The following is a 15,565-nucleotide window of genomic DNA, read 5'->3' on the forward strand; positions in this document are numbered from 1 at the left end:
CTGACCACGGCGGTCAAACGCATCGTCTCGGCAGCAACTCTGGCCATGGCCGTCGTGGTTACCTTCGAGATGGCGTTCGGCTACGGTGCCACCACCGCGATCCCGTCCATTGTGCAGTGGACGTGCATGATCGCCGCGTACGTCATGGGCGCATTCTGGTGGTTCGGTCCATGGCCGACGCTCGGGCAGGCCTTCGCGTTCGTCGTCATCGCCGACATCGCAATTTTCGGGGCCACCATCACCGCGGACTTCGAGCCCGAGGTGACACTCGGGAAGTGCACGTTTCTCATACCTCTGGGCATGCTGGCGGGTCCTCTTCGACAAGTGGAGGCTGGCCGCACACATAGCACTGTGCGTGCTGGCTACCTCCATCGTGGCGGTGTACATCGTGGTGCACCAAGGCGTGGACACGTTCGTCGCTGTCGTCCTGTGGGCACCGATCGTGTTGACTCTCACCGGCTTCGTGCTGATATTGCAGATGACGAGTCAGTCCATGCGACTCGAGTTCGAGTAGCCGGGCCCTGTTCGATCAGAACGTCAGCAGCACCTTGCTCGATCGCGATGCGTCCGCCGCGAGCGCGAACGCGTCGAGCGCCTCGGTGACGGGATACTCGGCCGTGATGACGGCTCCGACGTCGAGGGAGCCGTCGGCCAATGCCTCGATGACGTCGTCCATCTCGTCGTTGAAACGGAAAGAACCAACGAGGTCGATCTCGCGAGTGATCGCCAACGACAACGGAACCGGCTGATCACCGGCCGGCGGTAGCCCCACCATCACCACGCGGCCGCCGCGCATGGTGCCGTCGATCGCCGACGCCAGACCGCGGTGATTACCCGAGCACTCGAACGTGGCGTCTGCCTCGACGGAGGCGATCGCCGCGGAATCGCGAGCATCGATCGTTCGGTGCGCACCGAGTGCACGTGCCACTTCGAGGGAGTAGTCCTGCAGGTCGACTGCGACGATGTGCGCCGCACCCGCCCGAGCGGCCACCGCCACGATCAGGGCACCGATCGGGCCGGTACCGACGACGAGGACGGTTGCACCCCGGAGGTCCCCGGCGCGTTCGACCGCGTGCCAGGCGACGCTCGCCGGCTCGGCCAGCGCCGCAATCCTCAGATCCAGTCCCGGTGGCAGTGCTCGGAGCATTCGCGTCGGGACAGCGACGTGTCCGATGAACAGCCCGTCGTTGTGCGGTACCTGGGCCGCGCTTCCCATGTACCGACATCCGGGCGACAGGTTCGGACGATCGGCCGGGTATTTCGCACCCGTTCCGCCGGGCGTGGCCGGGTGGACGGTCACCGCGGTGCCCTCGGCGGGACCGCTGCCGTCCTCGGCGCGGCGAACCACCGTTCCCGACGCCTCGTGGCCCAACCGCATCGGAGCCTTCAATACCGATCGACCTGCCGCGCCGTGCTGCCAGTAGTGCAGATCCGACCCGCAGATCCCGCCGTAGGCGATGGCGATGACCGCCTCGTCCGGTGCCGCGGGTGTCAGTGCGACGGTGTCCAGACGCAGATCGTCGGCGGCATGGGCGATCAGGGCGACGGTCTTCTCGGGGATCTGCGGTGCTTCGGTCATGGTGGTACTCGTCCGTCCGTTCTCGTTCATCGGGTGACTGCCTCCTCGGAGGTGAGTAGGTCGAGCTCGTCTCGGCGGGGCATACCTTCCCAGTCGCCGGGGACGGTGCACGCGAAGGCACCCACGGTCGTTGCCGTTCGCAGCCGCTGGTCGATCGGTGCACCGGCGAGCCGTTCGGCCAGGTAGCCGGCCACGAAGCCGTCTCCTGCGCCGACGGAATCGACCACGTCCACCGCCACTGCAGCGCAGCCGTATTCGACGCCTCCTGCCCGTACCAGCGCGCCGCGATCGCCGAGCTTGATGACGGCCTCGTCCGTGCCGAGCTCGCACAGACGCTGCGCGAGCTCGGAGGGGGTGCCGTCGCCAACGGCGATGGCCGCCTCCTCGGTACCGGCGAACACGATGTCGGACTGCTCGATGATCTGCCGATACACCGGTGCCGCTTCGGATTTCGTCCACAACGCCCGGCGGTAGTTCAGATCGAACGACACAGCGATACCGCGCTCGCGCGCTCGCTCGATGTAGAACAGCGTTGCCTTGCACGCAGTATCGGACAACGCCGGAGTGATGCCGGTGACGTGCAGCGTAGTGGCCCCGTCCCAGAGTGCTTCCGGGATATCACCGATACGAAAGTGGGAACCTGCACTTCCCGCTCGGTAGTACCAGACCCGCGTCGAGGTGGAAGTACGGCGTTCCTTGACCATCAGGCCGGTGGGTGCCTCGGGGTCTCGAACGACGTGTGCGTCGAGTCGTTCGGCGTACAGTTCCCTGGCGACCCGGTCACCGAGGCTGTCCGAACCCACTCGGCCCACCCAGGTGACCGGAATTCCCAACCTGCGCAGCGCTATTGCGAAATTCGATTCTGCTCCACCGATACCCAGCCGCATCGTCGAGACGTGTGCGAGTGGGCCGGTGTCCTGGGCGGTGGTCAGAGCCATGGTTTCGCCGAACGTCAGTACCGACACTGCAGATCAGACCTTGACGAGTACGGGATCGGTGGCGTTGGCCGGATCGGTCAAGTCCCTGTCGCGGGTTTCCGGAGCGAACGACGCGGCCACGAGTACCGAGATCGCCATGATCATCATGTACACGGCGACAGGAACCCAGGATCCGGAGAACGCGGTGATCAGAGCCGCACACAGCAGCGGAGCAATGCCGCCGCCGAACACCGAGGCGAATTCGCGACCCAATGTCACTCCGGCGTAACGGTATCGGGCTCCGAACATCTCGGGGAAGTAGCTCATCGTGACGCCGACTGCTCCCTGGCACGCCAGGATGAAGCCGATGATCATCACCAGGGTGATCAACATGTGCGAGCCGGTGTTCAGCGCCATGAAGGTCGGGATCGGAAGGACGACGAGCAGGCTGACGATGCCGATGTACACCGGCTTGCGCCCCACCTTGTCCGAGAGCCATCCGAAGCCCCAGGCCGCGATGCCGCCGCAGATCGCTCCGATGAGCAGCACCTTCGGGATGAACGTGGCGTCGACGCCGATGTCGTTCTTCATGTACGAGGCCATGAACACCTGGTAGGTGTACGACTGCGCACTGATGCCGACAGTCATGAACATGACGATGAACAGCGGCCGTTTGCCGTTGGTGAACACTTCCTTCACCGGTGCCTTGGGGCGCTCCTGAGCTGCCTTGAGTTCCTGGAACACCGGGGACTCGTTGAGCTTGCGCCGAATGATGAACGCGGCAACGGTGACCACAATGCTGCTGAGGAACACCATCCGCCAGCCCCAGGACATCAGTTGATCTTCGGGAAGCAACTGAGCCAGAATCCAGGCGACAGCTCCCAGCGCGGTGCCGAGGGCTGCGCCGGTCATGACGAGCGCCGCCAGTCTGCCCCGCTTGCCGATCTCGGCCGTCTCGGTGAGAAGTGTTGCGCCACCTGACTGTTCGGCTCCAGCTCCGAAGCCCTGGAAGAACCGGCACAGCACCAGCAGCATCGGGGCCAGCAGCCCCACCTGCTCGAAAGTCGGCAGCAGTCCGATGGCCATCGTCGCGCCACCCATCAGCATCAGGGTCGCCACCAGAACCCACTTGCGACCGAGGCGGTCACCGTAGCGGGAGAAGAACAGTCCGCCCAGCGGACGAGCAAGGAATCCGACGGCATACGCGCTGAAGCTGGCGATGATGCCTGCGGCCGGAGAGATGTTGGGAAAGAACAGTTTGTTGAAGATCAGCGCGGATGCCGTGCCGTAGATGACGAAGTCGTACTGCTCGAGTGTGGTGCCGATGAGCCCTGCCCACGCAGCGCGTCGTACGGCGGTCGGATCATGCTTGGCCGGAGCGATTCTGGGAGAGTCCGACGGTTCGGTGGTCGTGTCCATGGTTGTCCTCGGGTCAAGTTTCGGCCTTGGCCGAACGAAGGAAAGGAGAAGGAGGTCAGTCGAGTGTGGTCCGGGATGCTGTGACGACAGGGCGGAGCGAAGAACTCGCCGCTTCGACGGCTGCTGCCATCGGACCGTGACGGACAACAGTATCCATCAATTCCGCAGTGCGTGTGATGAATTCGGGAAAGTGGGCCAATTCGACGGGGAGGATGTCGCCGCGCTCGAGTACCGAACGAACGACACCTTCGCTGGACGCTGCCGAGGCGGCAAGTCCTGCCAATCGCGCACGTGCTGGGTCGGCCATCGCATGTGCATGCGGGCCTGGGTCGAAATCTTCGGGAGGGCACACGCAGCAGAGATACGCGGCCAGGGTCAACGAGAGATACTGCGGTACAACACCATTGCGCAGGTGATGCAGCGCGGGGACCGGGATTCGCTGCGCGAGTTTCGCCGAGCCGTCGGAACCGACCTGTGCCGTTCTGTGACCCAGCGCGGAGTTGGACCACCGTACGAACAGCTGAGCGATGTAGTCCTCGATGTCCACGCCGTCCGGAACAGGCACGGTCGGGAGATATTCGTCGACGAGCACTGCTCGCGCGGCGGCCTCGACGAACGGTCGTCCGATCGAATCCGGAATGGTCGCGCGGCCGTCGAGAGCTCCGAGATAGGCGATGAGAGAGTGCGTTCCGTTGAGCAGTCGAACCTTCATCAATTCGTAGGGTTCGACGTCTTCGGTGAACACAGCACCGCCCGCCTCCCAGCTGGGCCGACCTGCGGCGAACTTGTCCTCCATCACCCACATCGTGAACGGCTCTGCAGGCACTGCGATGGTGTCCACTGCGCCCAGTCGGGCGGTGGACTCGGCGTCGTACAGCTCACTACTGGACGGGACGATGCGATCGACCATGGAGTTGGGGAACGCCACCGACGTTGCCAACCAGTCGATCACGTCGTCCGCGCCGCAGCGGGTGAGGAACTGACGCACGAGAGCAGCCGTGCGGTCTCCATTGCCCAGCAGGTTGTCGCAGCTGGCCACCGTGATCGGCGTTCCGTGCGTTCGAGCCCGCACCGTCAGCGCTCGAGCGAGCTGTCCCACCGTCGTCGTCGGCGTGTCCGGCTTCTTCAGATCGTGCTGCACTGCAGTCGATTCGAGGTCCAGTGCACCGGTGCGGGGCGAGAACGTGTAGCCGTGCTCGGTGACGGTGATCGTGACGATCTTGACGTCCGGGTCGGCAATGGCCCGGACGACGGCCGCGGGTTCGTGCGCGGCAACCATCACTCCGGTGTGCGCTCCTGGCACACTCACACGCGATCCGGACGGAGATATCTCGACCACCCCGTAGAGCAGATCCTGCGCGAGCATGGCATCGGTGACCGTCCGAGATCTGTTGGCCACACCCAGAATTCCCCAGGATCCGCCGCCCTGCGCCATAGCCGCGGCGGTGTACACGGCCTGATGAGCGCGATGGAAGTTGCCCAGTCCCAGGTGCACGATTCCGGTTCCGTCCGGCCGCGCGGGGACGAGTCCCGAGCCGGCGAGCGCCGAACGGGACAGTCTCGACTCACTCATCTCGTCACCAATCCGTCATGGAGCCGTCGAGGCGACGCGCAACCGGCAGATACGCGGGTTCGTACGGGTACCTCGCCGCCAACGATTCGTCCATGTCGACGCCGAGACCGGGCGCATCCCCCGGGGTGAGGTAGCCGTCGGCGAACGACCATGCGTGCGGAAAGACTTCGTCGACCAGCGGGTCGTAGCCCATGAACTCCTGAATCGCGAAGTTCGGTGTCGCCATGCCGAGGTGGACACTCGCAGCAAGGGTGATGGGCGAGACGTCGGACGGTCCGTGCGGCCCACAGCGAACCTGGTGCACCTCGGCGAGCGAGAAGATCTTGCGCACATGGCTGATACCGCCCGCATGCGCGATGGCGACGCGGATGAAGTCGATCAACTTCTCGGAGATCAACTGCTGACAATCCCAGACGGTGTTGAACACTTCACCGATCGCCAGTGGAGTGGTGGTGTGATGGCGCACCAGTCGCAGGGCGCTCTGGTCCTCGGCGGTGGTGACGTCCTCGAGCCAGAACAGGTCGACGTCCTCGAGCGACTTGCCCAGTCGCGCAGCCTGCTGCGGAGTCAGCCGGTGGTGCGCGTCGTGCAGCAGCTTCAGGTCCGATCCGACGTGCTCGCGCACCGCTGCCAGTACTCCGGGGACGTGGTTGAGGTAGGCGTCGGCATCCCACACTTCCTCGACCGGAAATGCACCGCGCCCAGCGGGTTCGTATCCCTGCGCTCCTCGGTGCACGCCGTACACCGAGTCGAGTCCGGGAACTCCGGATTGGGCACGCACGGCACGAAACCCCTGCGCCCGACGCCGGTCGACCGAGTCGATCAGTTCTGCGGTGTCCCAGCCGGTGGCGTGGGTGTACGAGAGAATGCGGTCCCGTACGGCTCCACCGAGCAGCTGGAACACCGGTTGCCCCAGCGATTTTCCCTTGATGTCCCACAGCGCGAGATCGACTGCGCCGATCGCGGCCATCGTCACGGGTCCACGTCGCCAGTAGACGCCCCGGTAGAGGTACTGCCAGGTGTCCTCGATGCGCGCCGGATCTCGGCCGATCAGCAGCGGCGCAACGTGATCGCGCAGGTACGACGCCACCGCGAGTTCCCGGCCGTTCAACGTCGCGTCGCCGTAGCCCACGACGCCGTCTGCGGTGGTCATCTTGAGGGTCACGAAGTTGCGGGTGGGGCTGCAGACGATCACGTCCGCAGCGATGATCTTGTCGGTCACGAGATCGCTGCCTCTGCCGTGAAGTTCTCGCCAACAACGAGATTGATCAGCGGTTCGTGCGCGACGAGTCGACCGATGTTGGCGGTGATGTCGTCGACCCGGCCCTCGAAGGTCTCACCGGTGATGCCGGACGAGTGGGGTGTCATGAGAATGTTCGGCAGCGTGTGGAACGGACGCTGCGATGGCGCACCGACGCCGTCGGCCGAGGGGTAGTCGTACCAGACATCGATGGCGGCACCGGCCAGCGATCCGGTCGACAGCGCCTCGAACAGTGCGTCCTGCTGCACCAGTGGGCCGCGTCCGACGTTGATCAGGACCCCCTCGGATCCGAGGGCCGCGAGTTCCGTAGCACCGATCATGCCGGCGGTGCGCTCGTTCAGTGGTGCGGACACCACCACGACGTCTGCCTCGGTCATGAGATCGGAGAGGCGATCGGTCGATGCAGCCCAGGCCAGTCCGTTCTCGGCGGCATCGACCGATCCACTGCCGGTGACCGCAATTCCGGTGCACCCGAACGCCCGCAGCAATGCCCAGGACTGCGCGCCGATGTGGCCGAAGCCCACGAATCCGACGGTGGCCGAGCCCAGCGAGCTGGACTGCCGAAGTGCCCGGTCGTACACCGGCGACGCCCATCGGTCTTCGCGCAATTGCCGGTCCTGTTCCAGGAATCCGCGTCGCAGCACCACCGCGGTGGCGGCGACGTACTCGGCGATCGACCGCTCGTGGTGAAAGGTGTTGGCCACCAGCGTCTGCAGACTCAGGGCGTCGAAGGCCACACCGTCGGTGCCGGCTCCGGCGACGTGCACCAGCCGCAGCTCCGGCGATGCCTCGGCCAGCGCGGCCGGGAACTTCCCGCCGACGTACACGGTCGCGTCGGCGATGTCGGCGGCAATGGCATCGACGTCGAACTTCTCGTGCCACGACAGGTCGATGTCGGAGGCGACACGATCCTCGAATCGGGCGCGATGGGGCAGCAGGTTGGAATCTGCGATGACGACCTTCACTTCGAATCGTCCTTTCCTGGAACGAGAGTGCGTGGGTGGACGGGGCCGGACGAGGCACGGACCACGAGTTGGGTGGGGAGATGGATGGTGCGCGCGGGCGAATCGGGCTCGGCTGCGCGTTGGAACACCAGATCGGAGCTGACGAGACCGGCGCGACCCATCGGAACGCTGATGCTCGTCAGAGCGGGATGCGCGAGTTCGGCGAGGGGTGAGTCGTCGATGCCGATGACGCTGAGATCCTCGGGTACCGCCAGGCCCATCGACCGGACTCCGTTCATGACTCCGATGGCCATGGGGTCGTTGTGGGTCATGACCGCGGTGGCCCCCGTCGCGACGACGCTGGCAGCGGCGGCGTGACCGCCCGCCAGCGTTTCCTGCTGCCAGCCCAGAACGTCCAACACTATTCCTCGTGCAGCACAGAACTGTTCGACGGCATCGACCCGTCGCTCGTTGGACCAGGATCGCGGCGATCCCTGGACGTACGCGAGGTGCGAGTGCCCCAGAGCCGCGAGGTAGTCCACGGCCTGCCGAATTCCGTCCTCCGAATCCGCGACGACGCAATCGCATTCGTCGGAGGATCGGTTGACGAGCACCAGCGGGGTGTCGCCGGCCAACTGGACGATGTCCTCTGCGGGGAGCCGCGGCGCACAGACGATCAATGCGTCGACCCGCCCCTGCAACTCGCCGATCACCTCGCGTTCACGGTCGGCGCTTCCGTCGGTGTCGGTCAGGACGATGGTCTGCCTGCGATGCCAGCCCTGGGCCTGCGCAGACTTGACGAAGCTCGCGAAGACGGTGTGGCCGATGTCGGGTACCACGACCGCGACGGTGGTTGCCGCAATGCGAGTGTCCGACGATCGACCCGAGGCCGCGACGTAGCCGATGTCGTCGGCGACCGCGATGATCCGGGCGAGTGTGTCGGCGCCGATGCGGTCCGGATTACTGAACGCGCGCGATGCCGTCGACAGAGATACGCCTGCTTGCTGTGCCACCTGCGTGAGCGTCGGTGCCATGATTCACCTCGGGGGTTCGTTGTGATGCTGAGCACAACGATTGCAGATATTGCGCAACCTTGTCAACACCTTGCGCAAGCCGTTCCCCCACGACCGTGCGGCAGGGTTTGACAGACTCCGACCGACCGCTTCATCGACGAACAGGAGATTTCACGGTGCGCACATTCCCCCTCCCCCACACCGGGACAGTCGTCTCGAGCATCGTGCTGGGGTTCATGCGCATCACCGACCTGGACGACGACCGGATCAGAAGATTGGTGGCCACCGCTCTCGACGTCGGCGTGACGGTGTTCGACCACGCGGACATCTATGGCGGAGCCCCACACACGTGCGAGAAGCGATTCGGCGACGCGGTGACACTGACCCCGTCGCAGCGCGAGCGCATCAGCATTCAGAGCAAGGTCGGCATTCGCGAGGGCTGGTTCGACTTCTCCGAGGATCACATCGTCACCACGGTCGAGGCGTCACTCGAGGCCCTCGGCGTCGATCATCTGGACACACTTCTACTGCACCGACCGGACACCCTCGTCGAGCCGGAGGAGGTCGCAGCAGCGTTCGATCACCTGCACGCGTCGGGCAAGGTCCTGGGCTTCGGCGTCTCCAATCACACACCCGGCCAGATCGAGTTGCTGAAAACCGCTGTCACTCAACCTATTCTGTTCGATCAAGTGCAGCTGAGCATCGTGCACTCGCCGTTGATCGCGGCGGGCTTGACCGCCAACATGGGCAGCGAGGATCAGTCGATCGACCGCGACAACGGTTTGCTGGACTACGCAAGGACGCGCGGCATCACTCTGCAGGCGTGGTCACCGTTCCAGAGCGGGACCTCCTCCGGCGTGTTCGTGGGCGATCGAGAGAACTACCCCGAACTGAACGTGGCGCTGGACGAGATCGCCGACGAACACGGCTCGACCCCGTCGGCGGTGGCGACGGCCTGGATCACCAGGCACCCGGCCGATATCCAGGTCGTGCTCGGTACCACGAATCCCGATCGCGTCGTCGAGGCCGCCGGCGGTTCGGACCTACGCCTGACCAGGCAGGAGTGGTACCGCCTGTTCCGGACGGCAGGCCACACACTGCCCTGAACGACGCTCAGCTGCGTCACATCTGCCGTTACCTCATCGTTACCGACTAGCTATCGGTCCGTGATGATCAGGCCTCGATTCGGTGACGTTGCGCTGTCAGGATTGCCCCACGGCATGCACCGGAACCTGTAGCCCTCGGGTTCCACCCCGTGCACGTCGGTCGCTAGGCCATCCGAACTGAGAGGTTCGCACCGTGACTGTCACCGACCACTCCGATTCTCGCCTCGCATCCGTCCAGCGCGGCAACGCTAATTACTCCATCGGCACCGAGCTGTACTCTCCCCGCCTGACCGTCGTCCGCGCGACGGGCGATCTCGACCTGAGGGCTCGTACCGATCTGGCACAGGCGCTCGACGCGGCCCTGCGCAGCGAAACGGTTGTGCTGCTGGACTTGTCAGCGGTCACCTTCATGTACTCCGGGTCGGCATGCGTGATCCTCGACGCTGCCTCTCGCAGTGCAGGCCGGCTCGAGGTCTTCGCTCCGACGCGGCCGGCGCGCATCGTTCTCGACGCATTGGGCGCGGCGACCGTCGGGGCGGATCCACGCGCTGCATGATCGGTGGAGGTTTGCGGTCCGTCCGATTCGGCAAACCCCAGTAGGACAGCGACTCCGGACGGCACGTCTGCCGTGAGTCGTCTCCACTGAACCGAAGCGGCTCGTACGACTTGCCGCGTGGAGCATTTCACGCACACCGAGGCAAGGATCGACAATGTCCGACCAGTTCAGCAAATCCGACCCGACCACCGCATTTCCGATGCCCGACCGGGCCGAGCAGGGTCGCCTCGAGCACCCTGGACTGACCCGCGACATGGTCTCCACTCCCGATCACGGCGAGAATTCCTACCGTGGATCGGATCGACTGCACGGCCGCAAAGCACTGATCACCGGCGGCGACTCGGGCATCGGCCGTGCTGTTGCACTTGCATTCGCACGCGAGGGTGCCGACGTCGTCATCGCACACCTCGAATCCGAAGGTCCGGACGCGCAGACCACGGTCGACCTCATCGAAGGAGCGGGGCGCGCCGGTAGAGCCATCGCCTGCGACCTCACCGACGAGTCCCAGTGCGTGCAACTGGTCGACACCGCCTCCGAGGTCCTCGGCGGGCTCGACATCGTCGTCAACAATGCCGCGTTTCAGATGGCCCAGATGGGCGGGATCGCCGATATCACCACCGAGCAGTTCGATCGGGTACTCAAGACCAACCTGTACGCCTTGTTCTGGATCTCGAAGCGCGCCGCCGAAATCATGGACGCAGGATCGACGATCATCAACACCACCTCGATTCAGGCGTCGAATCCTTCTCCGGAATTGATGGATTACGCCACGACCAAGGCCGGCATCGTGGCCTTCACCAAGGGCCTCGCCGGCGATCTCGCAGAACGTGGGATCCGCGTCAATGCCGTTGCGCCTGGCCCGATCTGGACACCACTGATCCCGGCCACGATGCCTGCGGAGAAGTACGAGAAGTTCGGCGAGACCGTCCCGTTGGGGCGGCCGGGTCAACCTGCAGAGCTGGCCCCGGCATATGTCTTCCTGGCATCGAACGAATCGAGCTACATCACCGGCGAGACCATCGCGGTCACCGGCGGCACGCCCTTCAACTGACTTCGTCGACCTTCTCGGGTTCACGCCACGCGAGCAGCACACCGTTTCCCTCGGGTCGTCGCCACGGCAGGAAGAGCGCAACGGCCAGCGCACAGGCCATAGCGGCACCGACGGTGACGAACGACGCGAGCTGAAAGCCTTCCAGGCAAGCAGCTTTCATCGCGTGAATCAGGTCGGCCTTCTGCGTCGCGAAGATCGGGTTGGTGGGCGCTTTCACGATCTCGATGACGCTGACGACGGTTTCGCGAGCGAACGCTTTTTGGTACGGCTCCATGATGGCGTCGGGTATCGCGTCGATCTTCGGACTCACCTGTGCGGTGTAGATCGATGCGACGATCGATCCGAGCACGGCAACTCCCAGCGTTCCGCCGACCTCTCGAGTGGTGTCGTTCACCGCGGAGCCCGCACCTGCTTCGTCGAGCGTCACCGAGGACATGATCGACTCGGTGGCAGGGCCCTGCACGATTGCCAGGCCGAGGCCCATCAGAACCATCGAGACGAGAACCGGCCCCAGATAGGGCGTTTCGACCTTCACCTGACCTGCGATGAACATGCCGATGCTCATCACCACCAAACCGAAGACGATCACGGCCGTGGTTCCGATGCGTTGCGCAATGATCGTCGCCAGCGGCGCACCGATCGCGATGGATATCGCGAAGGGTAGCGAGTGAACGCCGAATTGCAGTGGGGTCAACTCCATCACACCCTGGAAGTACTGGGTGATCATGAACAGGAATCCGAACATACTGAAGTACGCCACGGCAATGGCCAAGGCGGGCAGTGAGAATCGCCGGTTTCGAAACAGGTTCAAGTCCAGTACCGGAGACGGTGTTCGCAATTCCCACCAGACGAAAGCGACGATGGCTGCCGATCCTGCCGCGTAGGCTCCGATGCTCGTTGCAGACAACCAACCGTTGTGTGGCGCTTCGATGATCGCCCAGACCAGTACTGTGATGCCGGCCAACGACAGCGCGATGCCCAGGGGGTCGTACTTGCCGACGTGCTCTGCCTTCGACTCCGGTACGCAGGCCAGCGCGGCCAACAGAACGAGCAGGGCGACAGGAACGTTGATCCAGAACACCGAGTGCCACGAGAAATGCTCGAGAAGGAATCCACCGGCCGTCGGGCCGATCGCGATGGCGAACCCGGCCATGGCCGTCCAGGCCGCGATGGCCAGCGCTCGCTCCTTGGCGTCGGTGAAGATGTTGATGATCAGGGCAAGGGTCGCCGGAAACACTGCGGCCGCACACACTCCCATGGCCGCTCGAGCCGCGATCACCTGTCCCAGGTCGGCGGCGACAGCGCCGCCGACCGACATCGCCGCGATACCCGCCAGTCCGAAAATCATGACCTTCTTGCGGCCGTAGCGATCGCCGAGGTGACCGAACGCCAACAGCAATCCCGCGAACGTCAGCGTGTAGGCGTCGACCACCCACTGCAGTCCGCTCATGTCGGCACGCAACTGCAGTCCCATCGAGGGCAGTGCGACGTTGACGACGGTGTTGTCCAACACGACGAGCAGCTCGGCTGCGCAGATCACGATCAGCGCGAGGTATCGCCGACGGATCTGCGGGACGACCACCGAGTGACGGGAGGTGGTGGGTAGCGACATGAGAATCCCTTCGACTATGACGATCGGCATAGTGCCTGAAAGGAAGTTAGCTGTTACTTACAGTTATAGCAATATCGAGTACCTCCACGAGGTCGGTGTCAGCGGCCCGCCGAAGCCTCCAGGACCGCCTCGAGCAGGGCCGACAACTCCCCCTCCGTCCGATCCAGGGCCGTAGTCGAGCGTTGCGCCTTGGACATGATCAGCGCACCTTCGATGGCCGCGATCGCAAAGGTGGCCAACGCGTGAGCCCGCTCGCGGGCGACACCGCGCTGCCACAGGGACGCTGCGATCGTGTCCTCCCAAGAGGAGAACGACTCTCCCGCCGCCGTCACGGCACCGGGAGCATTGAGCCCCTCGAGCGCAGCGGGAGCGACCGGACACCCCGCTACGAAGCCAGTGGCCAGCAGTTCGCTGCGAAAGCCCTCGATGATTGCCCGGACGGTGGCCGCGGGCCCCGCCGCGGTCAGGCCGGCCGAGATCATCGTGCCCATGGCGGCTCCCGCAGTGCGCGTCGCTTCTTCCACCAACTGCGGCTTGCCGCGGGGAAAGTGGTGATAGATCGAGCCGCGCGGCGCGCCCGCATGATCGATGACGTCGGCCAGCGAGGTCGCGTCCACGCCACGTCGACGAAACAGATCCGCGGCACTGCGCAGCATGTCGTCCCGAGCACTGCTTCGATTCGCCATCCGAACACCTCCCGTGGACGCCACAATGATTGACGTGACGCCTCGTTACATCTACAGTCGCTCTGTAGCTATGTTGTCCATCATAGCTGGAGCCGCAGTCCCGGAACCGGAGCAACGCCATGTCCCCTGCCACCGACGTGATCGACCTGAGCAGCCCGCTCACTCTCGCCTGCGGGCAGATCCTGCCCAATCGCGTCATGAAGGCAGCTCTCAGCGAAGGACTGTCCACCGCCGAGCACGGCCCGGACTCCCGCCTCGAGACGCTGTACCGCCAGTGGGGCGCAGGCGGCTACGGCCTGGTGGTGACCGGCAACGTGATGGTCGACCGGTCCCATCTCGGCGAACCGGGCAATGTCGTCATCGAGGACGATCGCGACCGCGATGCGCTGGCCCGTTGGGCGAAAGCGACGTCCGACGGCGGTGCCCCCATCTGGATGCAGCTCAATCATCCCGGTCGACAGGCCAACCCGCTCGTCACCCGCACCAAGCCCGTTGCACCGTCCGCCATCGCTCCCAACATCCCGGGGATTCCAGCACCTCGGGCGTTGAGCGAGAACGATATTCACGACATCATCGACCGATTCGCCACCGCAGCGGCCGTGGCCGAGACGGCCGGTTTCGACGGCGTCCAGATCCACGGGGCGCACGGCTACCTGGTGTCGCAGTTCCTGTCGCCGCTGTCCAATCGGCGCGACGACGCCTGGGGCGGCGACCTCGACGGACGGATGCGATTCGTACTCGAAGTCGTCCGTGCCATCAGGTCAGCGGTGTCTCCGAGTTTCGCAGTAGGAATCAAACTGAATTCGGCGGATTTCCAACGCGGCGGGTTCAGCGAGGAAGAATCACGCATCACCGTCGAGCATCTGGTTCGGGAATCCATAGATCTGATCGAAATCAGCGGTGGCAGTTACGAATCACCCGCAATGATGGGCACCGCGAGCACCCGCGATCGCGAGGCGTACTTCCTGGAGTACGCGCGGACGGTGCGCGACGCGGCCGGAACCGTGCCGCTGGCGGTCACCGGCGGCTTCCGTACCCGCTCGGTGATGAATGCGGCAGTGCAATCGGGTGAGTGCGACATGGTCGGCCTCGGCCGTCCGACTGCCCTCACCCCGGCCGTGGCGAACTCCCTGGTCGACGGCACGCTGGATCGGGTCGAATCGCCGCGGGTTGCTCTGCGCGTGCCGTCGAAGTCCAGCGCCTTCAAGCAGATCAACGGCGCTCTCGACCTGCAGTGGCACACCGATCAGTTGCAGCTCATCGGCGCTGGGCGTCAACCGAATTCGAGCCGTCCGGCATGGAAGACAGCGGCCACGATGATGCAGCGCAACGGCTGGGACGCGTTCCGCAACCGCCGCAGCTCTGCTCGGGTGGACACATCTGCTGCCGTGACGAAGTTTCGCCGCGAGCGCTGGATCGGCAAACACATCGCGAATCCGGTCGTCAACGGGCTCACCTCGATCGGCGTCCGAACCTCCCTGGTCACCGATATCGAGACCGTCGGCCGCAAATCCGGCCTACGCCGACAGGTACCGGTGTCGGCAGTGTTCGACGACACCGGAGCCTGGCTGATCTCCCAGCACGGAACCCGATCCGGCTGGGGAGCCAACATCACCGACGAGCCCAGAATCCGAATTCGTGTAGGCAGCCGATGGCGCACCGGCACAGCGACGTTCGTGCCCGACGATGACGTCGCCGTCCGTGCGCGATCCTTCTCGAACAATCCGGTGCTCGGACGCCTCATCGGCGCAGGCTTCCGTGCGTTGCAGACCGACCCGGTGTCGGTGCGAGTCGAGTACGACGATTGACCAGTTCTTCACGATCGACTTGGGTTTGGTTCGATCGCGC

The 15,565-nt window shown here is 64.7% G+C and carries 15 protein-coding genes; 5 read left to right on the top strand and 10 right to left on the bottom strand.

Features of this window, described 5'->3' with window-relative positions:
* Positions 1 to 80: 80 nt before the first annotated feature.
* Positions 81 to 302, bottom strand: a complete 222-nt coding sequence (locus tag AB0366_RS19640; RefSeq protein ID WP_366245390.1) for a hypothetical protein — start codon at positions 300 to 302, stop codon at positions 81 to 83.
* 53 nt (positions 303 to 355) lie between these two features.
* Between AB0366_RS19640 and AB0366_RS19645 the strand changes: the two genes are divergently transcribed.
* Positions 356 to 514, top strand: coding sequence for a hypothetical protein (locus AB0366_RS19645; RefSeq protein ID WP_366245391.1), 159 nt, complete (start codon positions 356 to 358; stop codon positions 512 to 514).
* 15 nt (positions 515 to 529) lie between these two features.
* Here AB0366_RS19645 and AB0366_RS19650 read toward each other — a convergent pair whose 3' ends face one another.
* Genes AB0366_RS19650 through AB0366_RS19680 form a run of 7 tightly spaced genes read right to left on the bottom strand, consistent with a single transcriptional unit; the run spans position 530 to position 8,727 of the window.
* Positions 530 to 1,609, bottom strand: a complete 1,080-nt coding sequence (locus AB0366_RS19650; protein WP_366245392.1) for an L-idonate 5-dehydrogenase — start codon at positions 1,607 to 1,609, stop codon at positions 530 to 532.
* Positions 1,606 to 2,544: a sugar kinase gene (locus AB0366_RS19655; RefSeq protein ID WP_366245394.1), complete on the bottom strand. Its 939-nt coding sequence runs from the start codon at positions 2,542 to 2,544 to the stop codon at positions 1,606 to 1,608. The genes AB0366_RS19650 and AB0366_RS19655 overlap by 4 nt, the downstream gene beginning before the upstream one ends.
* Before the next feature lie 6 nt (positions 2,545 to 2,550).
* Entirely contained in the window at positions 2,551 to 3,915 is a 1,365-nt protein-coding gene (locus tag AB0366_RS19660; protein WP_366245395.1) for an MFS transporter, read from the bottom strand.
* A gap of 55 nt (positions 3,916 to 3,970) precedes the next feature.
* The gene (locus AB0366_RS19665; RefSeq protein ID WP_366245396.1) at positions 3,971 to 5,488 is read right to left on the bottom strand and encodes a mannitol dehydrogenase family protein; all 1,518 of its coding nucleotides are present in this window, start codon (positions 5,486 to 5,488) and stop codon (positions 3,971 to 3,973) included.
* 4 nt (positions 5,489 to 5,492) lie between these two features.
* Entirely contained in the window at positions 5,493 to 6,710 is a 1,218-nt protein-coding gene (manD, locus tag AB0366_RS19670; RefSeq protein WP_366245397.1) for a D-mannonate dehydratase ManD, read from the bottom strand.
* Positions 6,707 to 7,714 carry a 2-hydroxyacid dehydrogenase gene (locus AB0366_RS19675; RefSeq protein ID WP_366245398.1) on the bottom strand — a complete coding sequence of 336 codons (1,008 nt, stop codon included), beginning with the start codon at positions 7,712 to 7,714 and terminating at the stop codon, positions 6,707 to 6,709. Before AB0366_RS19675 ends, manD begins: the two co-directional genes overlap by 4 nt.
* On the bottom strand, positions 7,711 to 8,727 hold the full coding sequence (locus AB0366_RS19680) for a LacI family DNA-binding transcriptional regulator (RefSeq protein ID WP_366245400.1): 1,017 nt from the start codon (positions 8,725 to 8,727) through the stop codon (positions 7,711 to 7,713). Before AB0366_RS19680 ends, AB0366_RS19675 begins: the two co-directional genes overlap by 4 nt.
* A gap of 155 nt (positions 8,728 to 8,882) precedes the next feature.
* On the opposite strand from AB0366_RS19680, the gene AB0366_RS19685 reads away from it, so the two are divergent.
* The 3 genes from AB0366_RS19685 to AB0366_RS19695 all read left to right on the top strand — a co-directional run bounded on the left by AB0366_RS19685 (position 8,883) and on the right by AB0366_RS19695 (position 11,419).
* On the top strand, positions 8,883 to 9,812 hold the full coding sequence (locus AB0366_RS19685; RefSeq protein ID WP_366245401.1) for an aldo/keto reductase: 930 nt from the start codon (positions 8,883 to 8,885) through the stop codon (positions 9,810 to 9,812).
* A gap of 193 nt (positions 9,813 to 10,005) precedes the next feature.
* Entirely contained in the window at positions 10,006 to 10,368 is a 363-nt protein-coding gene (locus AB0366_RS19690; protein ID WP_366245402.1) for an STAS domain-containing protein, read from the top strand.
* Positions 10,369 to 10,522: 154 nt separating this feature from the next.
* A complete protein-coding gene (locus tag AB0366_RS19695; RefSeq protein WP_366245403.1) occupies positions 10,523 to 11,419 on the top strand; it encodes an SDR family oxidoreductase in 897 nt (298 codons plus the stop codon).
* Here AB0366_RS19695 and AB0366_RS19700 read toward each other — a convergent pair.
* The gene (locus AB0366_RS19700; protein WP_366245466.1) at positions 11,412 to 13,031 is read right to left on the bottom strand and encodes an MFS transporter; all 1,620 of its coding nucleotides are present in this window, start codon (positions 13,029 to 13,031) and stop codon (positions 11,412 to 11,414) included. The two genes, AB0366_RS19695 and AB0366_RS19700, sit on opposite strands and share 8 nt — an antisense overlap.
* Before the next feature lie 98 nt (positions 13,032 to 13,129).
* Complete coding sequence (locus AB0366_RS19705; protein WP_366245404.1) at positions 13,130 to 13,717, bottom strand: helix-turn-helix domain-containing protein; 588 nt, start codon at positions 13,715 to 13,717, stop codon at positions 13,130 to 13,132.
* A 119-nt stretch (positions 13,718 to 13,836) separates the two neighbouring features.
* Here AB0366_RS19705 and AB0366_RS19710 point away from each other — a divergent pair, with 119 nt between their 5' ends.
* Complete coding sequence (locus AB0366_RS19710) at positions 13,837 to 15,525, top strand: nitroreductase family deazaflavin-dependent oxidoreductase (RefSeq protein ID WP_366245405.1); 1,689 nt, start codon at positions 13,837 to 13,839, stop codon at positions 15,523 to 15,525.
* The last annotated feature ends 40 nt before the right edge of the window (positions 15,526 to 15,565 follow it).

It is taken from the genome of Rhodococcus sp. NPDC076796 (assembly GCF_040702765.1).
GTDB lineage: Bacteria > Actinomycetota > Actinomycetes > Mycobacteriales > Mycobacteriaceae > Rhodococcoides.